Below are 19,926 nucleotides of genomic sequence, written 5' to 3'. Positions count from 1 at the left end.
ATGATTTAAAATGATGAATAAATCATAACATCATGAAAATATAGAATATTATATTTAGATATTTCGTTCTCAGAACCACCCGTCCTGCGTCACGACGTTCGTATCGTCCACCATCGCCAGTGTGTCGCACTGGGCGGGGATGGTGTTCAGCTCGTAGGTGAAGAAATAGCGGCAGGCGGCGAGCCTGCCTTCGTAGAAGCTGGCGTCGCTGGCGCCGGCCGCCAACGCTTTTTCCGCCACCAGTGCCTGTTTCAGCCAGATCCAGCCGACGGTGATATGGCCAAGGGCATAGAGATAGAGGCTGGCGTTGGCGACGTCGGGTCTTGGCTATTCAGGTGGCGCCTCTGCGGGCGACCGCGAGTGTATGTAAACTCTGCCCGCGCATGCCGGCGCGCATGGCATCCAGCACACGCTGGTCTCCGGCGTCCCAATCAGCAAGCCCGGACTGCAGGCACGCGGTAATAGCATTGTCATCGCCAAGATGCTCTGTCGCCCAATCGGCCAACGCGTCGCAAAGCTCGATTGCGCGATTTGTCTCTGTCACCTTGTCGATGTCTTCGAGATTATTTCGCAGTGCGGAGAGGCACCGGAGGGCCTTCGCAGCGGGGAAGGGGGCCAGGGTCGTTGCTATCCCCTCGAGCATTTCCATCCGCTTCCCGGGGTCGATTACTTTTATCGCCTGTTGGGTAAGGGAGCCTGGCCTTTGTCGATAATGATATATTTGATGCCGGGTCACCAGAACCTGCCGGGCCGCAGCAAGTGACTGGGTGAGGAATAACAGATCCTCACCGCTCCGCAGGCTTTCGGGGAAGCGCAGTTGTTTCTGGAGGATCATTTCGCGCCGATACAAGGCTGTGGTGAAATAGTGCAGCCGCATCAGCACCGGCTCACTTTCCAATGTGCCCGTAAAGGGTGCTTTCCGAAGCAATCTTAGGCGCGCCGGCCGATTGGCGACAAAGCCGGCGAGCATGTCGGCCGTCTCAAGCACGCCGAGCTTGCGTGCGTCAGACAGGATCTTGGCCGGGTCTGCTTCCAGCATGTCATCGCTGTCGATGAACATCAGGAAGCGCCCTTGGGCTTTCTCGATGCCCATGTTTCGCGATTGTGCGGGTCCGCTGCGCTCGCGTTTCAGGATGACGCACAGGTCGGGCGCATCCATCGCTTGCAGTGCTGATGTGTCGGGGCTCGCATCATCAACGACGATGATCTCATATGGAACGCTGCAATGGGCACGAATGGACGAAAGGCATTCCTCCAGAAAAGGGTGATCGTTGAAATAGGGAATGATGAAGGAAATCTCGATATTGGACATGACAGTTTCTCAGAACCACCCGTCCTGCATCGTCACGTTTGTGTCGTCCACCATCGCCAGCGTGTCGCACTGGGCGGGGATGGTGTTCAGTTCGTAGGTGAAGAAATAGCGGCAGGCGGCGAGCTTGCCTTCGTAGAAGCCTTTGTCGCTGGCGCCGGCGGCGAGGGCCTTTTCCGCCACCAGTGCCTGTTTCAGCCAGATCCAGCCAACGGTGATATGGCCAAGGGCATCGAGATAGAGGCTGGCGTTGGCGAGCGCGCGACCGGGGCCTTGCGTGCCCATCGCCTGCATCAGCGCGGCGGTGGTCGCCCCCATTTTGGCGATCAGGGCTTCAAGCGTGGCGGCGTAGCCCTTGAGGGACGCAACTGATTTCGCTTCCGAAATGGTATCGCTCATCCGGGCGACCAGCGCCTTCAGGCTGCGGCCGCCGTTCATCGGTACCTTGCGGCCGAGGATATCAAGGCCCTGGATGCCCTTGGTGCCTTCATGGATGGGATTGAGGCGGTTGTCGCGGTACAGGCGCTCCACCGGATAGTCGCGGGTATAGCCGTATCCGCCATGAACCTGGATCGCGATATCGTTGGCCTTCAGGCAATAGTCCGACGGCCAGCTTTTCACGATGGGGGTGAGGATATCGAGAAGGTCGGTCGCCTCCGCGCGTTTCGCCGCGTCCGGGTGGAAATGTTCCTCGTCCACCAGCCGGCTGGCGTAAAGGCCGAGGGCGAGGCCGCCTTCGACATAGGATTTGGAGGCCAGCAGCATCCGCTTCACATCGGCATGCTCGACAATCGGCACCATCGGCGAAGTCGGGTCCTTGCCATCCAAGGGGCGACCCTGCGGGCGACCACGGGCATAATCCAGCGCGTGGAGATAGCCGGTGTAACCGAGCGACACGGCGCCCATGCCCACGCCGATCCGCGCCTCGTTCATCATATGGAACATATAGGCGAGGCCGCGGTTCGCTTCGCCGACGAGATAGCCGACAGCACCACCCGCTTCCCCGAAGTTGAGGAGCGTGTTGGTGGTGCCGCGGTAGCCCATCTTGTGATTGAGCCCTGCGAGCTTCACGTCGTTGCGCTCGCCCACGCTGCCATCGTCATTCACCAGCCGCTTCGGCACGATGAAGAGCGAAATGCCCTTCACTCCCGCCGGCCCGCCCGGGATTTTGGCGAGCACGAGATGGACGATATTCTCGGAAAGCTCCTGCTCGCCCCCTGAAATCCACATCTTGTTGCCGAAAAGGCGATAGGTGCTGTCAGCCTGCGGTTCGGCGCGGGTGCGAATGTCAGCGAGCGAGGAGCCCGCCTGCGGCTCGGAAAGGCACATGGTGCCGAACCAGCGGCCCTCGACCATCGGCTTCAGGAAGCGTTCTTTCTGGTCTTCCGTGGCGTGCGCGGCAAGGAGGTTGCCAGCACCCACCGTGAGGAAGGGATAGGCCGAAGTGCCGACGTTCGCCGCGTTGAAGATGAAGCCCACAGCGCGGGTTATGGTCGTCGGCAGGCCAAGCCCGCCATGTTCTTCGGCAAAGCCCGCGCCCATGAAGCCAGCCTCGACATAGGCGTCGAGCGCTTCCTTGGTTTCCGGGATCATCGAAACCGTTTTGCCATCGAAGGTCGGCTCGTTGGCGTCCGCTTTCGCGGCGTGCGGCTGAAACAGGTCCTCCGCCATTTTCGCGGCCGTTTCGATCATCGCGTCGAAGGTTTCCGTGTCATGGCCTTCAAAGGCGGGCCAGGCGGTGAGTTCCTCGACATTCAGGACTTCCTTCAGCTGGAAGTCGAGATCGCGGCTGCTGAAAATATGCGGCATGATTAGCCTCCCTAACTAATGCGGTTGCCATGGGGCCACGGCAAAGCCAGTCTGTCAACTGTCCACTGTTCGCACAAGGGCGGGTCGCGCTTGAAGGAGTAAGGAAGTTGTCTGGGGTTTAGCGGCGCGGCGGTCCGTAGGATTTGCGTCTTGTGGCTTGTTCTTGAATTTGGGCGGGCTCGACAGGGTTTGGGAGAAGTTCTGTCTTGGCAAAGAGAGAAATTGAAGCCTTTAAAGCGTTTGGATCGATGTCATGGGCCGATATGCAATACTTGATGATCTCAGTGTTATCTGGTGCGACCAGTCGGAGATGCCAGCTAGTGCATATGTCCTCTCCGAAAGTCTCAACCTCTTCGACAACTTGAGCGCCCGCAACGTCGCGCCACGAGATTTTCTCTCTCTTCATATCCTTTGCAAGGGCGATGAAACTCTCGTCGATATGAATGGCGGTGCGATAGAAAATCAGTTGATACAGATATTTCACCGCATATCCCAAAGAGACGATGAAAAAGAGGGGCGTTGTGAAATGCGAAATACGCGGTCGCAACTCTCCGCTGCTGAGGGCGGCTGAGTAAAGAGTATTAGCTTTCGCATAAAAGACGATGACACCGATTACACTCAGCGTCAGCTTCACGATGGTCCGTATATTAGAAAACCGAAATCGCTGCATATGGCCTCCAGTCGGCAAGATCCTGCCTAATTCCAGAAATTGCTGTCAACTGTCCACTGTTCGCACAAGGGCGGGTCGCGCTTGAAGGGGGCTTGGGGCACTGCTAGGTTCGCCCCGTGTTGACGCCCGAGGGAGTGAAGCGATGAGCCGGACGGTCTATGTGAATGGCGAGTTTGTGGCCGAGGAAGCAGCGAAGATTTCGGTCTTCGACCGGGGCTTCATCTTTGCCGATGGCGTTTACGAGGTCTCCTCGGTGATCGGCGGCAAGCTGATCGATAACGCAGCGCATCTGGCGCGGCTCGCGCGCTCCTGCAAGGCCCTGTCCATCGACCTGCCCGCGAGCGGTGACGAGATCACCGCGATCCAGAAAGAGCTGATCACGAGGAACGATCTGGATGAGGGCGTGGTTTACCTGCAGGTCACCCGCGGTGCTGCCGACCGTGATTTCCCTTTCCCGAAAGTGGCTACACCCAGCCTTGTGATGTTCACGCAGGTGAAAACGCTGGTGGCCTCGAAGGCGGCGGAAGCCGGTATCCGCGTCATCACCACGCCCGACCTGCGCTGGGGGCGCTGTGATATCAAAACCGTGCAGCTTCTGGGGGCGGTGCTTGCCAAGCAGGCAGCGGCAGACGCCGGCGTTGATGATGCCTGGTTTGTGGATGCGGGCGGCGATGTCACCGAAGGCAGCTCTAACAACGCTTATATCGTCAAGGATGGCCGCATCATCACCCGTGCGCTTTCAACCGCGCTGTTGCCCGGTATCACGCGTGCGAGTGTGGTGAAGCTGGCCGCCGAGACCGGCATGACGATCGAGGAACGCCCCTTCACGGTGGCCGAGGCGCAGGGCGCGGACGAAGCCTTCGTCACCTCCGCCACTACATTCGTCACCCCGGTCATCCGCATCGATGGCGCCAAGGTGGGGGCAGGCACACCCGGCCCTGTGGCCCGGCGCCTGCGTGAGATTTACATCAATCATGCCCTGAAGACAGCGGTTTGAGAGTGTTGCCAGTTCGGGAAAATATGCCGTTCGGTCTGAGGAAGCGCGAAAGCGCTGTCTCGAAGACCGCAGCCCGGAAACGTCCTTCGAGACGCCCGGAAGGGCTCCTCAGGACGAACGGTGTAAATGTAGTAGAGACCACATCATGACCGACGCCATCGCCATCACCCGCGCATTCCGTGCCGAGCCCGGCGGCCCACAGGACCTGTTTTATTCGGCCTCGAACAAGGTGCCTTTGCCGATCATCGAACGCGCCGAGGGCATCTGGCTGATCGGCGAGGACGGCAAGCGCTATATCGACGTCTCCTCTGGCCCCGTTGTTTCAAACGTCGGGCATGGCCGGGCCGAGATCGCGGACCGGATGGCGCGCCAAGCCCGCACGATGGATTTCGCCTACAGTCGCACCAGCCGCCACCGCCCGAATATGGAACTGACGGCCCGTCTCGCGGCGCTTGCCGGGCCGGGGTATGAGCGCGTGACGCTGTCGTCCGGCGGGTCCGAGGCGATGGAATCGGCCATCAAATTCCTGCGCACCTATGCGCTCGCCAAGGGCATGAAAGCCAAACGCACCATCATCAGCTGTCGCCCGTCCTACCACGGCGGCACCATCGGCACGCTGTCGATCACCGGGGATGACGCCTATGCGAATTTCCTGGATGGGTTCTCGGTGCCTAGCGTGAAAATCCCCGCCCCCGTCACCTACCGCGTGCCGGGCAACCGGAATGCCGAGGAATATGCCGGAGACTGCGTGCAGGCGCTCGAGGACGCTATCGTTGCGGCTGGGCCCGAGAATATCCTTTGCTTCGTGTTCGAGCCTGTCGGGGGCTTGTCGACCGGTTGCAACGTGGCGCCCGATGCCTTTTTCCGGGGCGTGCATGCCGTCTGTCATAAATATGGCATCTGGATCGTCCATGATGAGATTCTTTGTGGCTCGGGCCGGACCGGAAAGTTCCTGGCGAGCCACCATTACCCTGATGCGCTTCCCGATATCGTCGTGCTCGCCAAAGGGCTGGGTGCCGGCTATGCACCGCTCGCCGCCACGCTGATGCCCGCCGCGATGGTGGATGAACTTGCCGAGCTTACCGGTTTCAACGTCAGCCACACCTATTCGGCCAACCCGGTTTGCTGTGCCGTCGGCCTTGCGGTGCTGGATATCTACGAGCGCGAAGGACTGGTTGAAAAGGCGGCCACCATGGGGGCGTATCTCAAGGGGCGGCTCGCCGACCTTCAGCAGCGCCTGCCGATGATCGGTGATATCCGCGGGCGCGGCATGCTGATGGCGCTTGAATTCGTGGCTGACCCCGCCACCAAAACATCATTCCCGCCCGAGGCGGATGTGATCGACAAGGTTCGCATGCTCGGGCTCGATCACGGCCTCATGATCTATGCCCGCCGCACCGCCGGCGGCAAGAACGGCGACTGGATCATGGTCTCCCCGCCTATGTGCATCACGGAAGCCGAATGCGATGACCTGGTCGCGCGGCTTGAAGCCACACTGAAGGCCTTTCTGGCGACGCTTTAGGCGAAGGCAGGCAGCAACCGCTCATACAGTTCCATCGTATCCTCTTTCTCGGCGGCCGCGCGCTTGGCGATGAAGGCCACGATGTCGGCGAGCTGGAGGAGGGGGCTGGTGGCGCGGTCGGCCATCAGGGGCGGGCCGATGGGGCTGGCTTTGAGGCTGCTTTCGGTGTCGGTGACAAGGGCAACGGCTTCTTCTGTCTCGTACGCTTCAAGGACGAGCGTGCGGGCGTCTTCCTGCGTGCAATTCTCCGCCGGGACCGCTGCCACAAAAAGCTTCAGGCCGAGGGCGGTGGGCAGGCTGGTCAGGGCCTCAAGGAGAGCGAGGCGCGTTTCAAACTCGTAGCGGTCCCGCGCGAAAGTGCCGGAGCCGTGGAAGATTTCCTTCGGGTTGAAGGTACAGGTGGCGCGGTCCTTGGGCATGAGGTGCGCCTTGCGGATTTGCACGAAGGCCTTATCCACCGCAGGCCAATGCCGGTCGGGGTCGGCGATGACAAGCACCGCCACGGCCCAGGGCTCTCCGCCCGTTTTGGCTTCACCGAGATAGGCGAGCTTCAATGGTCATCTCCCCAAAAAAGATGGGGCCGCTGGGGCCCCATCCGAACGCTTGGCTATGCCGCTGGGCCTCAAAGGCCGCCGAGGCAGAGAAGCTTGATCTCGAGATAGTCGTCGACCCCGTATTTGGAGCCTTCGCGCCCGAGGCCGGATTCCTTCACGCCGCCGAACGGAATGACTTCCGAGCTGATGGCGGTCTCGTTGATGCCGACCATACCATATTCGATCCCTTCCGATACCCGGAAGGCGCGGCCCATGTTGCCGGTGTAAAGATAGGCGGCAAGGCCGAACTCGGTATCGTTAGCCATGCGGATGGCTTCTTCTTCCGAGCTGAATTTGAAGACCGGTGCGACGGGCCCGAAAATCTCCTCCCGGAAGACGCGCATGGAGGGGTTCACGTCGGTCAGGACCGTGGGCTCGAGGAACGCACCGCCAAGCGCGTGGCGCTTGCCGCCCACTGCAACCTTGGCGCCGTCCTTCACGGCGTCATCCACCATGCCGATCACATCGGCGGCGGCTTTTTCATGGATCAGCGGCCCGATATGGATACCCTTCTCAAGGCCGTTGCCGACCTTGTAGCCCGCCACAACTTTCGAGAATTTCTCGACGAAGGCGTCATAGATCGTGTCCTGCACGAGGATGCGGTTGGCGCAGATGCAGGTCTGGCCGGCGTTCCGGTATTTTGCGGCGGCGGCACCGGCAACGGCGCGGTCAAGATCGGCATCATCGAACACGATGACAGGCGCATTGCCGCCCAGTTCCATCGAAACCTTCTTCACTGTCTGGGCCGACTGGGCGAGCAGCAGCTTGCCGACCGGAGTCGAGCCCGTGAAGGTGACCTTGCGCACCAGCGGGTTGCCGGTCAGTTCGTTGCCGATGGCGCTGGCCGAGCTGCCGCACACGAGGTTCACAACACCTTTGGGGATGCCGGCGCGTTCAGCCAGCACGCACAGGGCGTTGGCCGAAAGCGGGGTTTCCTTGGCGGGCTTCATGATGAAGGTACAGCCAACCGCGAGCGCGGGGCCGGCCTTCCTTGTCAGCATCGCGGCCGGGAAGTTCCAGGGCGTGATGGCGGCGACAACACCCACCGGCTGCTTGATGGCGATCAGGCGGCGGTCGTTGGCGTTCGTCGGGATCACATCGCCGTAAACGCGGCGGCCCTCTTCGGCGAACCAGGTGATGAAGCTCGCGGAATAGACCACTTCGCCTTTCGCTTCGGCGAGGATCTTGCCTTGCTCGACCGTCATGATAACGGCGAGGTCATCTGCGTTTTCTACGATCAGGTCAGCCCAGCGATGCAGGATGTCGGCGCGCTCTTTGGCCGTTCGCTTGGCCCACGCGGGCTGGGCAGCGTTGGCGGCCTCGATGGCGCGGCGGGCCTCGGCGCCGCCGCAGCTGGCGACCTTGGCGATCAGTTCGCCGGTCGCGGGGTTCAGCACATCGAACGTGCTGCCGTCGTCGGAATCGACCCATTCGCCATTGATATAGGCCTTGGTGGCCAGAAGGCTCGGGTCCTTGAGCGTGAGCGCCATGATTGTCTCCTGAAAGGGAAAAACGAAGTTGGCCATAACCTAAGCGCCCGCCATGCGGCTGGCAAGAGGGCGCTTGATCACTTTTGAAATTATTTATGTCATAAATTCCGATATGTGGAATTTGCTTTTAGCGGAAGGCCGGCCCGTGCATCCAGGCCACAAGCGAATAGCGGGTGCCGACGGTCACCGGCGTCACCCGGTGTGGCGCGAAGGCCGGGAAAGCGATGGCGGTGCCGCGCTCTGCGGGGGCCGCGACCGGTATGCCATCCAGATTCACTTCCAGCAGGCCGCCCATATAATCCGCCGGGTCCGACAGTTGCACCACGAGGGCAAGCTTGCGGCTGCGCGTGGTGCCGGCTGCGCCGATATCGACGTGCCAGTCATAATGGTCGCCCAAAGGCGCAGCGCTGCCGAGTGCCCGGTATCGCTGCAACAGCACGCCTTCCTCGAAGCCGTCGATGGCAAAAGGAAACGCTTCATCAACGGTCGCCGAAGCGAACCGGATGAGGGCAGATGTGAGATCGGGGATTGTGTCGAGATCGAGCCAGAGGCTGGTGGACGCCCGCACATTGGGGTCTGCGACGCCGCCGGCAAGCCGGGCTTCCGTCGCTTCTTCCGCCGCATCCAGCCTGGCAATCAGATCGTCAAGCAGGCCTTCGTCGACCCCGAAAGGGGCCACGAACGGCGCCAACCGCAGGGTTGGCGGAACCAGCTGGGTCACGATTCGCCGAGGCAGCTCTGCAGATCATACTCGTCGCACAGACGCACCACGTCCTCGACCGTCACGCCAAACCGGTTGGCAATGTCGTCGGCCGAATGACCGGTGTTCAGTGCGTTAAGGAGAACAACTTCGCTCACGGGCCACTTGCCGGTGAAATGATTGGCCGATTGATTCAGGTCGGCCAGACTCGTCGCTAAAGGCATTCCATGCTCCATGCGGACCGGAAACAACCCGGATTACGGCACCACAGGGCCGCCCGCTCCTTTCATGATAATGAAACTGTCATAAAAGCAAATAGGATTTCGCCTTTCGAGCGAGCGGTTTTCTGCTTGCGACTCCGCCAAGGCCTTGTGTTGGTTTCGTGTCACAGCTTTTGGCCAAAGTGGCGGAAGAAACTGTTTTCTTTTGCTTTTGTTCCGATTTGATTCAATTTTAGACAATCGTTAACTGAATATCGGCGATATGGTGGCAATGTATGGACACTGTCCCGAGTCCGAGGTTAACTGAAGTTTAATAGAGTGCGCCCGTAGTGCGGAGTGCATGATGCGCCGGGTGACCGGCTGGATGTACAAGGGTACAGACCATGAGTGAAATGAGCGTGAAACCGAAAAGCCGTGTAAGCAAGAAGGCAGCAGCCCTGCTGGTCGTTCTCCTGGCTACATCGAGCTACATCAGCCTTGGCGGCGGCGGCGCAGGCCTCCTCAAAGCGCCTGACGGCAGCAATGCCGGCGCGTTGCGCCCGGGTGGCTCGGCTGGCGGTTTCGATCTCGCAGCTCTGGCTGCACGCCTTGCGAACGATCTTCTGCCGGCAGCCGGCTTCGGTCGTACCAATCCTGCGGGCGAACCGTGGGAAGACATTTTCTTCTATGCTGAGCGACGCCCCGTTGGCGCGGGTGAAGAAGACGGCGAAAGCTATCTCTTCAATGCTGTGTCCGGCGAGGAAGGCCTCGACCGGCTGGCCGGCGCTGACGGTGAAGGCGACGACAACGGCGGCGGTAGCGGCGACGGCGATGGTTCGGGTGCTGGCGAAGGCGGCAGCGGTTCGGGTGACGGCTCTGGTGAAGAGGGCGGCTCGGGCGGTGGCTCCGGTGGCGGTTCCGGTGGTGGCGGCGGTGCTGGCGGCCCCGGTGGCGGCGGTGGCGGCGCTGGTGAAGGCGGCTCGCCCGAAGACCCCGAAGATGAAGATGATGGCGACGACGGCGATAACGGCGGCGGTGGCGGCGACACTGGTGGTGGCGGCGACGACGGTGACGACGGCGACGATGATGGTGATGATGGTGACAACGGCGGCGGTGGCGGTGGCCCCGGCGGCGGTGGCGATGATGACGACGATGACGACAACACCATCGAAATCCCGGATGATTCCTGCCTTCTCGACGGCTGTGACGACGACGATGGCCCGGATGGTCCGTTTGACCCCGAAGATCCGACCGGCGGTGGCGGCGGCACCCCGGGTGGTGGTGGCGGTACTCCCGGTGGTGGCGGCAATCCGGATGGCAGCGTGCCCGCGATCCCCGAGCCCGCAACTTGGCTGACCATGCTTCTGGGCTTTGCCGGTGTTGCATCGATGGTGCGCCGTCGGCGCAAGTCGATCGAGGCCGAAACCCGCCGCGCCTGACGCGCAGCGATACAGCCAATGAATTTGAAAAGGCGGCTCCAGATGGGCCGCCTTTTTCTATTCAGATGCGAATGAGAGCGAGCACCTAGCGACTGGTGACCGGGCCGGTCGACGGGCGCACGATCAGGTTCGGCACAAACACATCGGCCTCGGGGCCGGAGTTCATTTCTTCTGTCGTATGCGGCCGCATGGCGCCAATGAGCCGCAGCATGGCTTGCCGGGCGATGGCCTCGGTTTTCTGGGCGGCGGTCGTCAAAGGCGGACTGGATTGCCGTGAGAAGGGGCTGTCCTCGAAGCCGACAATCGACAGGTCTCCGGGCACTTTCATGCCGTTCGCGCGGGTGGCCGCCAGGGCGCCTGCCGCGATCTCGTCGTTGCAGCCGAAAATCGCTGTCGGGCGGTCAGGCCCGGCCAGCAGTGCCTGCGTGCGGTTGAAGCCCGAATCGAAAGTATAGCGGCCGGGCAACACAAGGGCCGGGTCGACCGGCAGGCCGTGCGCCTGGAGGGCTTCTTCATAACCGGCGCGGCGTTCGGGCGTGGAGCGGTGCTCCTCTTCCCCCGAAAGGAAGGCGATGCGCCGGTGGCCAAGCTGTACCAGATGATCGGTCAGCGCATAGGCGGCGGCGCGGTCATTCACATGCACGGCGGGGGCAGGGCCGCCCGGTGCATCGGCGCCCGATACGATCCGCACCACATGGATGCTGCGGTCAGCCAGCGCCTGCACGATATCGTCATTCTCTGAAATCGGCGGGGCGAGCACGAGGCCGGCTAGGCGCGAATGCAGCACCAGCTCGGCCAGTTCGTCGATCAGCTGCGGCGAGGACGCGTCGCAGGGGTGAATCTGCAGGCCGTAGCCAAGCTCGCGGCAGCATTTCAGCACGCCCTGCTGGATATCGACCACATAATAGGGGTTCGGGTTGTCGTAAACGAGACCGACGGCATAGGAGGTGGCACCGCGCAGGTTGCGGGCCGCCATATCCGGCTGATAGCCCAGATTATTGATGGCTTCCTGTACCTTTTCGCGCGTCTCGGCGCGAACGGTCGGTTCATTGTTGATCACCCTGGAAACGGTCTTGAGCGACACTCCGGCCTGTCGCGCCACATCCTTGATCGTTGCCTTGCTCAAGCTTGTTCCCCTCTCCAGTCGCCGGGTGCGGCGCCGAGACTCGCCTGCCTTTTTCTGCAGGCTGCCTGTCCCCGATCACCCTTATGGCTGGCTGCTTTGAATGCGTCAATGCTACCGGGCTGGTTGCAGTGTACGGCCTATCCCCATGACTCGTCACGATAAATCAATGATAACGTGGTCATTCTTAATGACATCGTAAGCATACATGAAAAAATAGACTAGACAACGTTGTCATAATCAATAAGCATGACAATCAGATGACACGCGGGGGCGTGGCTTCGGGCATGGCGGTATCCGCCATGCGAACGGGACAGGGTGCAGCGATGTGCCCGACGGGAAGTGAAGGGGCGACTTGCATATGCAGGCCATGACGGGACTGGACATTTCTGGCAAACGGCCGAACGCACAGGCCGTGTCCGCCTATCGCCTGTTTGCCGCCGACGTCGGGGGGACGCATGCCCGCCTCGCCGTCATCGATGCCGACGTCAATGGCAATGCCCTGTCGATCCATCATTATAAGAAATACCGCAATCTGGATTTCCCGAACCTCGCCGCCATCGTCGAGGATTTTGTGGCGACGACCGGCCCGACCGGCATCAAGGCCGCAACGCTTGCCAGTGCCGGCTATGTGGTGGGGGACGACCTTATCGCCACCAACCTGCCGTGGTCGGTGAAGCTTTCCGATATTCGCGACAAGCTCGGGCTCGCCGACATCTGCACCATCAACGATTTCGTCGCGGTGGCCTATGGCACCCGGCATCTGAAGGCCGAAGAGACGGTGATCCTCAACAAGGGCGCCAAGACCAGCCCACGCGACACGATCGGCGTGATGGGGCCGGGTACTGGCCTTGGCGCGGCGGTGCTGGCGCACAGCGGCGATACGGTCCTCGCGCTCAATACCGAAGCCGGCCAAGCCTCGCTTGCCCCGGTAACAGAACGTGAGATCGAACTTCTGAAAGCGCTGAAGAAGCGTCACAGCTTCGTCTCGCTCGAAACCGCGCTGTCGGGGCCGGGGCTCCTGCGCCTTTACCATGCCATGGCCGATGTGACAGGGCGGGCGGCAGTGCTTGAAACGCCCGAAGCGGTCTCCGCCGCCGGCCTTGAAGGCAGCGACCAGCTTGCCGCCGAGACACTTGAACAATTCTGCGAACTGATGGGCAGCGCTGCGGGCGATTTCGCGCTCGCGTTCGGCGCCCGCGGGGGCTTCTACCTCGCCGGCGGCATCCTGCCTTCGATCCGCGACTATCTTCTGGCGAGCCGCTTTATGGCGCGGTTCGCGGACAAGGGGGCCATGCGCCCTTTTCTGGAGGACATCCCGGTGCGGCTTATCGACCACGGCCAGTTGGGCGTGGTCGGGGCAGCCGGATGGTACGTGAACACCGAGTTGCGAGTTTGAGTTACCCGGCATCAAAGCCGGGAGTTTGAAGAAGGGCCGAAGTTGCGGCCTCGAGACTACCAAGGGCGAAGCTGACCCAGGCAAGGCCGGGGCGGCGAAACTTTACCGAGGGAACCAGGAGGAAGACATGAGGGTTACACGGAAGTCATTCATGAAAAGTGTGAGCGCACTTGCGCTCATCGGGGCGGCCGCTGGTGCGGTCCATGCCCAGGAAGCGGGCGATGGCGATTTCGAGGAAATCACCGTCACCGGTATCCGCGGCGGCCTCAGGGCTGCGCTTGACGTCAAGCGCAACAACGATGGCATTGTCGATGCTATCTCGGCCGAAGATATCGGCAAGTTTCCGGATCGCAACGTGGCGGAATCGCTGCAGCGCGTACCGGGCGTTACCATCCAGCGGCAGTTTGGCGAAGGCGCCGGCGTGTCGATCCGTGGTGCGGGCCAGGATCTGACGCTGACCACGCTCAACGGCCAGAACGTGGCCTCGACCGGCTGGTTCGTGCTTGAGCCTGCCAAGCGTTCGTTCAACTATGAACTGCTGCCGTCGGAACTCGTTGGCAACATCCAGGTTTACAAGTCGAGCCAGGCTGACCTCGCTGAAGGCGGCGTCGGTGGTACGGTTGTGATCAACACCCGCAAGCCGCTCGAAATGGATTCGGGTTCCTTCTACGCTTCGGTTGAAGGCCAGTATCAGGAAGATTCGGGCGACGTCGATCCGCAGGCATCGGCTCTGTACAGCTGGAAAAACGCCGAGGAAACCCTCGGTATCCTCGTTTCGGGCGTGTATCAGCAGCGTCACCTGCAGCGTCAGGGTAACGAAGCATTCTGGGAATGGGGTGCAGGCCCGGTCGGTTTCGAACAGAACCGCAAGCGTCGCGCGCTCAACGCCACCATCCAGTGGCGTCCGACCGAAGAGCTCGACATCGTCCTCAATGCCACCGACATGCAGATGAAGGCGGACAACACCAACTATGCGCTGTGGCTGACGCAGGGCAACTGCACCTGGTGCGGTGTTGATGTTGCCCCCGACGAGCAGCTTTACGGCACCCCGGTCGCCGGCCCGCTGAACGTGGCCTATTATCAGGCGCGTCCGCGTGAAGCGACCATGAATTCGGACGTCATCGACCTGTCGACCACCTACACGGGCGAAGGCTACAAGGCCTGGTTCCAGGTTGGTCGCACCAGCTCGACCGGCGGTACAGATTTCGAGATGGTTGTGGATGATGGCACCGGTGGCACCCCGATCCCGGGCGGCACCTATGATTTCCGCAACGGCAACCAGACGTGGGACCTGAACGGCTTCGACCTCGAAACCTATGATCCGGGTTCGCTTGCCATGGGCGTTGGCTCGGCCTTCAACAAGACGCCGAAGACCGACAAGGAATGGTATGTTCAGGCCGATGCCGAGTGGGAACTTGACCTTGGCGTGCTGAAGACCTTCAAGGCCGGTGTGAAATATGCCGACCACAATACCACGAGCCGCCGCTTCGAGTTCACGCAGGCTGCGGGCTTCGACAATATCATCTCGACCTCGGGCCTCTCCACCGGCACCTACGACGTGGGCGCAGGCGACTACAAGATGATCCGCTTCGATTCCGAAGCACTCAAGGATTGGGCTAAAGCCAGCATCACCGGCGAAGTCGAAGACCTTGGTGCCTATTCGGAAGTGACCGAGAAGAACTTTGCCGCCTACGGCATGAGCTCCTTCGAAGGTGACGGCTTCCGTGGTAACTTCGGTGTTCGCTTCATCCATACCGATGCCACCTCGACCTATTTCGTCGGCGGCACCGAAACCGATACGGACGGCAGCTACAACCAGTTCCTGCCGAGCCTGAACGTGGCCTTCGATGTGGCGGAAAACGTGATCGTCCGCACCTCGGCCGCCCGCGTGATGGCGCGTCCGCAATATGTCGATATGTATGTGAACCCGAACGTTGTGGGCTCCAACGACGACCTGCCGAACAACCAGTACTGGATCATCGGCAACGTCGGCCTGAAGCCGTTCGTGGCAAACCAGTTTGATGTCGGTGTGGAATGGTACTTCGCTGAAGGTTCGCTGCTGTCGGCTGCTGTCTTCATGAAAGACGTGAAGAACTTCGTGAACTTCACCGAATATCATGCAGACGATGCTGACGTACCGTTCCCGGGCGTGCTGCGTCCGGACGAGATTGCTGCAGGCTGGACGGTGCAGGAGAAGGTGAACGGCAAGGCCGCCACCGCCAAGGGCTTCGAATTCCAGTATCAGCAGGAATTCGGCAACGGCTTCGGCGCGATCGCCAACTATACCTTCACCGATGCCAAAACGGACCGCGACACCTTCACGGACCGCAACCGCATCCTGTCGGACAGCTCCAAGCACTCGCTGAACCTCACCGGTTACTACGAGAACGAGGACTTCCAGGCGCGTCTCGCCTACAACTGGCGCAGTGCCTACATGCTGCGTGAGTCGGGTTCCTACGGCAACCGCCTGCATGACGACTATGGTAGCCTCGATTTCAGCGCGTCCTGGTTCATCACCAGCAACATCTCGCTGAAGCTCGATGTGAACAACATCCTCGAGGAAAGCTCCAAGCAGTTCGGCAACAACGCATCGCGTACACCGAACAGCGGCTTCACCAATGGCTTCCCGCTCTATGAGTACGAGATGCCGCGCCGTATCACGCTTGGCGCAGCTGTGAAGTTCTGATTGTTAACCATGTAAGCAAAGAAAAAGGGGAATACGTTCCCCTTTTTCTGGACTGTAGCGGGCAAAGCTTTACCAATACGGCATTCGAGGTAAAGGAGACACCATGACTATCAATATTGTGCCCCTGCAGGCCACCGTCCACGACAAGATCAAGGTCAAGGACCCGCGTTCCGCAGTGATTTTGGACAGCCAGATTCTGCCGCTTGTGATCCAGGAAATTCCGGCCGCAGCCGCTGATATGCCTGTCGTTTTTGTGAAGAACGGCGAAACCGGACAGTTTCAGGCCGTTGCCCTGCTCGGGCTCGAGAGCAAGGAAAACCTTTTCGCCGGTCCCGATGGCTGGGCCGATGTCTATGTGCCGCGAATCGTCATGAACATGCCCTTCAAGCTTGTGAATCTTGAAGATGGTACGGGCCGTCTGGTCTATGGCATCGATGACGCGAGCCCGCTGATCAGCGAAGACGGCGACGCACTGTTCGAGAATGGTCAGGAAACCGACTATCTCCAGATGCGCAAGCAGGGCCTGCAAAGCTATGTCGAGCAGGACATGATCACCAACAGCATCATCAAGCTTTTTGTCGACCTTGATCTCTTCGTGCAAAAAAGCCTCGGCGTTGATGTGAAAGGCCAGCGCATCCAGCTGGATGGCATCTATCTGATCGACGAATCCAAAGTGAACGCACTGGCGGAAGACAAGTTCCTCGATCTTCGCCAGCGCGGCATCCTGCCGGTCATCTATGCGCATCTCTTCTCGCTGCAGCAGGTGCGCCGACTGGCTTCCCTCAAGGCGGGGCGTAATGCGGCCTGATGGCCATATCCGCCATATCCTGATCGTCGGCGGCGGGACTGCCGGCTGGCTTGCAGCCAGTCACCTTGCCCGCCGCCTTCGGGCGACAGACCCCGAGGGTGTCGCCGTTACGCTTCTCGAATCCCCCGATATCCCGATCATCGGCGTTGGCGAAGGCACCGTGCCCGCCTTCCGCCAGACATTGAAGCATCTTGGTATCCGCGAAGCCGATTTCATCCGCGAATGCGATGCCACCTTCAAACAGTCGATCCGCTTTGTGGACTGGGTCCACAGTCCCGGCAGCCACCCGGCGCGCGCCTACCATCATGTGTTCGACTTTCCGGCAATGGACGGCCTTGACCCCACGCCTTACTGGCTGATGGGGGCGGCGGGCGACAAAAGCTATGTGGATGCCGTTTCGGTCCAGGGGCAGGTCATCGACCGGCACCTTGGCCCCAAGCTGATGACCCAGCCCGAATATGAAGGCATCACCAATTATGCCTATCATCTGGACGCACCGAAGCTTGCTGCTTTCCTGATGCGGCATGCGACCGGGAAGCTCGGTGTGAAGCATATCCTTGCCAACGTCACCGGCGTTGAAATGGCCGAGGGCGGCGATATCGCGGCGGTGGAAACGGACCGGGCCGGGCGGGTTGAGGCTGATCTTTTCGTCGATTGCACCGGCTTTTCCGCAAAGCTTATCGAAGGGGCAATGGGCGTCGGCTTCGTGCCCAAAAGCGATGTGCTTTTCTGCGACCATGCGCTCGCCGTGCAGGTGCCCTACACCAGCCCCGATGCGCCGCTGCCGTCCTGTACCCATGCGACCGCACTGGACGCGGGCTGGGTGTGGGACATCGGCCTGCCGGACCGGCGCGGCACTGGTTACGTTTATTCCTCAGCGCACACGAGCCATGAAACGGCCGAAGCAGCGTTCCGCGAATATTTGCGCCCGACGATCGGCAAGCTCGCGGATGAGGCGACCCCGCGCCGTATCCCCATGCGGATCGGCATGCGGGAACGGTTCTGGCAGCGCAACTGCGTGGCCATCGGCCTGTCGCAAGGCTTTGTGGAGCCGCTCGAAGCCACCGGCATTCTTGTCTATGACGTCACCGCCCGCATGCTGGCCGAGCAGATGCCGGCCACCCGCGCGGCGATGGATGCGGTCGCCAATCGCTTCAACGAGCGGGTCCGCTATGGCTGGGACCGGGTGATCGATTTCATCAAGCTGCATTATTGCCTCACGAAGCGCACGGACAGCGACTTCTGGCAGGATAACCGGCGGGCGGATGGCATCCCCGAGCGTTTGGCTGAGCAACTGGCCGTCTGGCGCCACCAGCCGCCGACGGCATACGACTTCGCAACCCGGTACGAGATCTTCAATCTCGAGAATTATCTCTATGTCCTTTACGGCATGGAGTTCGGGACCGACATGGCGCCGCTGGCCGGGCGCTACGGCGAGCCGGATGCTGCCCGCCGTCTGTTCGATGACATCGGCCGCGAGGCGCGGGAACTTTGCGGGGAGCTGCTGCCGCACCGCGAGCTTATCGCCCGCATCAAGCGCTACGGCCTGCAAACGATTTAAGGGATAGGGATGGCAGAAGCACGCAAATCGATGGTGATTGTGGGCGGCGGCTCGGCCGGCTGGATGACTGCCATCTACCTCAACCGCCGTTTCAATCTCGCCGGTCGCCACATGGATATCACGGTGATCGAAAGCCCGGATATCGGCATCATCGGCGTGGGCGAGGCGACCGTGCACAGCGTGCGATTCTTCTTCGCCCAGATGGGGCTTGATGAAGCCGAGCTTCTGAAGGAAACAAACGGCGCCTTCAAGCTTGGCATCCTGTTCCGCAACTGGATGAAGCCGGTGGACGGCCGACCCCACGAATATTTTCACCCGTTCGAGCACCAGCCGCTCGGTCGCACGCTCGATATCTCGAGCCAGTGGCTGACGAGCGAGCGGGCAGGGGCGGAGCGCTATGACGAGGGGGTGAGCCTTTCCGCCCCCCTCATGAAAGCGCGCCACGGGCCGAAGACCATGACATCCCGTGCCTATCAGGGCGTGGTGCCCTATGGCTATCATATCGACGCGACCCTGATGGCGCGCTTCCTGCGCCGCAAGGCGATCGAGGCCGGCGTGCGCCATGTGGAAGCCACCGTCGCCGATGTTGACTGCGACGGGGCGACGATCAAGGCGGTGGTGACAAACGACGGCGACCGGTTCGAAGGCGATATCTTTGTCGACTGCACCGGCTTCCGCGGCCTGCTGATCGACCGGCTGAAGGCCGACAATTGGGAAAGTTTCGAAGACGCCCTCCCGTGCAACCGCGCCGTCGCGCTGCAGCGGGAACTGGCCCCCGGCGAGGCGCCGAAACCCTATACAACGGCAACCGCGCTGACGAACGGCTGGGCTTGGCAGATCGATCTCGTGAACCGGCAGGGCACGGGCTATGTCTATGACGGCAACCGCCTGACCCCCGAGGAAGCGGAGGCCGAGCTTCGCGCCTTCCTCGGGCCTGAGGCCAAGGTGCTGAAATGCACCCACCTTGACATGAAGGTGGGCTGCCGCCGCGAATTCTGGGTCGGCAACTGCATCGCCACCGGGCTTGCCGGCGGCTTTATCGAACCGCTGGAATCGACCGGCCTGCACCTCATCAATCTGGCCGCAGGGCTGATGGGAACCCACCTTTCCGGGGCGCCGGACCAGTCGGTGCGCGACAGCTTCAACCGCCTGATGCGCGGCTATTATCAGGACCTGAAGCAGTTCATCGTGCTGCATTATTGCCTCACCGACCGCGATGACAGCGACTTCTGGCGCGCCGCCCCTGCCACGGTTGACCATACCCCGTGGCTGAAAGCACAGCTTGAGGCATGGCGGCGCAAAATCTGCGAATTTTCCGATCTTTCGGGCAGCTTCTCGACCATCTTCACGGACGAGAATTACCGATACATCCTTTATGGCATGGACCACCGGCCGGACCTCTGGACCCGCGCCGATCCGGCCGAGACCGAAGCCATTTTTGCCGATCTCGCCCGCATGGGCGACATGGCGGTGAAAAACACGGCACCACACGGAGATTATCTGCGCCAGCTGCATATGTGATGCCTGGCGCCATCAGGGATCGGCCGGTTCGATTTCTCCGGCTGATATTGGGGAACTGGGCGGAGCTTCGGATGAAGCTCCGCCGATTTTTCCCGGCAA

General features: G+C 61.1%; 16 protein-coding genes and 1 pseudogene. 8 read left to right on the top strand and 9 right to left on the bottom strand.

All coding sequences use genetic code 11. The features are described 5' to 3' along the window. Positions 1 to 69: 69 nt before the first annotated feature. The 4 genes and pseudogenes from PH603_RS16290 to PH603_RS16275 all read right to left on the bottom strand — a co-directional run. Positions 70 to 300: pseudogene (locus PH603_RS16290) on the bottom strand (acyl-CoA dehydrogenase C-terminal domain-containing protein); the annotation flags it as partial. 31 nt (positions 301 to 331) lie between these two features. Then, positions 332 to 1,312: a glycosyltransferase family 2 protein gene (locus PH603_RS16285; RefSeq protein ID WP_289503818.1), complete on the bottom strand. Its 981-nt coding sequence runs from the start codon at positions 1,310 to 1,312 to the stop codon at positions 332 to 334. Between the two features lie 9 nt (positions 1,313 to 1,321). Then, positions 1,322 to 3,118 (bottom strand): acyl-CoA dehydrogenase, encoded by a 1,797-nt coding sequence (locus PH603_RS16280; RefSeq protein ID WP_289503817.1) that lies wholly within the window; start codon positions 3,116 to 3,118, stop codon positions 1,322 to 1,324. 118 nt (positions 3,119 to 3,236) lie between these two features. After that, positions 3,237 to 3,752 (bottom strand): hypothetical protein, encoded by a 516-nt coding sequence (locus PH603_RS16275; RefSeq protein WP_289503816.1) that lies wholly within the window; start codon positions 3,750 to 3,752, stop codon positions 3,237 to 3,239. 178 nt (positions 3,753 to 3,930) lie between these two features. Between PH603_RS16275 and PH603_RS16270 the strand changes: the two genes are divergently transcribed. Continuing rightward, positions 3,931 to 4,785, top strand: a complete 855-nt coding sequence (locus PH603_RS16270; RefSeq protein ID WP_289503815.1) for a D-amino-acid transaminase — start codon at positions 3,931 to 3,933, stop codon at positions 4,783 to 4,785. A 145-nt stretch (positions 4,786 to 4,930) separates the two neighbouring features. After that, on the top strand, positions 4,931 to 6,307 hold the full coding sequence (locus tag PH603_RS16265; protein WP_289503814.1) for an aminotransferase family protein: 1,377 nt from the start codon (positions 4,931 to 4,933) through the stop codon (positions 6,305 to 6,307). On the opposite strand, the gene PH603_RS16260 is transcribed toward PH603_RS16265, so the two are convergent. From PH603_RS16260 to PH603_RS16245, 4 genes are all read right to left on the bottom strand, one after another. Continuing rightward, positions 6,304 to 6,861 carry a hypothetical protein gene (locus PH603_RS16260; RefSeq protein WP_289503813.1) on the bottom strand — a complete coding sequence of 186 codons (558 nt, stop codon included), beginning with the start codon at positions 6,859 to 6,861 and terminating at the stop codon, positions 6,304 to 6,306. The genes PH603_RS16265 and PH603_RS16260 overlap by 4 nt on opposite strands. A gap of 68 nt (positions 6,862 to 6,929) precedes the next feature. Then, positions 6,930 to 8,390: an NAD-dependent succinate-semialdehyde dehydrogenase gene (locus tag PH603_RS16255; RefSeq protein WP_289503812.1), complete on the bottom strand. Its 1,461-nt coding sequence runs from the start codon at positions 8,388 to 8,390 to the stop codon at positions 6,930 to 6,932. A 127-nt stretch (positions 8,391 to 8,517) separates the two neighbouring features. Then, positions 8,518 to 9,111: a 2OG-Fe(II) oxygenase family protein gene (locus PH603_RS16250; protein WP_289503811.1), complete on the bottom strand. Its 594-nt coding sequence runs from the start codon at positions 9,109 to 9,111 to the stop codon at positions 8,518 to 8,520. Then, on the bottom strand, positions 9,108 to 9,248 hold the full coding sequence (locus tag PH603_RS16245; protein WP_289503810.1) for a hypothetical protein: 141 nt from the start codon (positions 9,246 to 9,248) through the stop codon (positions 9,108 to 9,110). The genes PH603_RS16250 and PH603_RS16245 overlap by 4 nt, the downstream gene beginning before the upstream one ends. Positions 9,249 to 9,694: 446 nt before the next feature. On the opposite strand from PH603_RS16245, the gene PH603_RS16240 reads away from it, so the two are divergent. Then, the gene (locus PH603_RS16240; protein ID WP_289503809.1) at positions 9,695 to 10,729 is read left to right on the top strand and encodes a PEP-CTERM sorting domain-containing protein; all 1,035 of its coding nucleotides are present in this window, start codon (positions 9,695 to 9,697) and stop codon (positions 10,727 to 10,729) included. Between the two features lie 85 nt (positions 10,730 to 10,814). On the opposite strand, the gene PH603_RS16235 is transcribed toward PH603_RS16240, so the two are convergent. Continuing rightward, positions 10,815 to 11,855: a LacI family DNA-binding transcriptional regulator gene (locus PH603_RS16235; RefSeq protein ID WP_289503808.1), complete on the bottom strand. Its 1,041-nt coding sequence runs from the start codon at positions 11,853 to 11,855 to the stop codon at positions 10,815 to 10,817. 358 nt (positions 11,856 to 12,213) lie between these two features. On the opposite strand from PH603_RS16235, the gene glk reads away from it, so the two are divergent. The 5 genes from glk (at position 12,214) to PH603_RS16210 (ending at position 19,827) form a co-directional block, all read left to right on the top strand. Beyond that, positions 12,214 to 13,251 carry a glucokinase gene (gene glk, locus PH603_RS16230; RefSeq protein ID WP_289503807.1) on the top strand — a complete coding sequence of 346 codons (1,038 nt, stop codon included), beginning with the start codon at positions 12,214 to 12,216 and terminating at the stop codon, positions 13,249 to 13,251. 151 nt (positions 13,252 to 13,402) lie between these two features. Continuing rightward, positions 13,403 to 15,937, top strand: coding sequence for a TonB-dependent receptor (locus PH603_RS16225; protein WP_289503806.1), 2,535 nt, complete (start codon positions 13,403 to 13,405; stop codon positions 15,935 to 15,937). A 103-nt stretch (positions 15,938 to 16,040) separates the two neighbouring features. Then, on the top strand, positions 16,041 to 16,745 hold the full coding sequence (locus PH603_RS16220) for a SapC family protein (protein ID WP_289503805.1): 705 nt from the start codon (positions 16,041 to 16,043) through the stop codon (positions 16,743 to 16,745). Beyond that, positions 16,735 to 18,306, top strand: a complete 1,572-nt coding sequence (locus PH603_RS16215; protein ID WP_289503804.1) for a tryptophan halogenase family protein — start codon at positions 16,735 to 16,737, stop codon at positions 18,304 to 18,306. The genes PH603_RS16220 and PH603_RS16215 overlap by 11 nt, the downstream gene beginning before the upstream one ends. A gap of 9 nt (positions 18,307 to 18,315) precedes the next feature. Then, positions 18,316 to 19,827, top strand: a complete 1,512-nt coding sequence (locus tag PH603_RS16210; protein ID WP_289503803.1) for a tryptophan halogenase family protein — start codon at positions 18,316 to 18,318, stop codon at positions 19,825 to 19,827. Positions 19,828 to 19,926: the final 99 nt, after the last annotated feature.

Source organism: Gimibacter soli (assembly GCF_028463845.1).
In the GTDB taxonomy this organism is placed as follows: Bacteria; Pseudomonadota; Alphaproteobacteria; order Sphingomonadales; family Kordiimonadaceae; genus Gimibacter; species Gimibacter soli.
The sequence above is the reverse complement of the archived record's forward strand: the minus strand, read 5'-3'. Positions and strand labels throughout refer to the sequence as shown.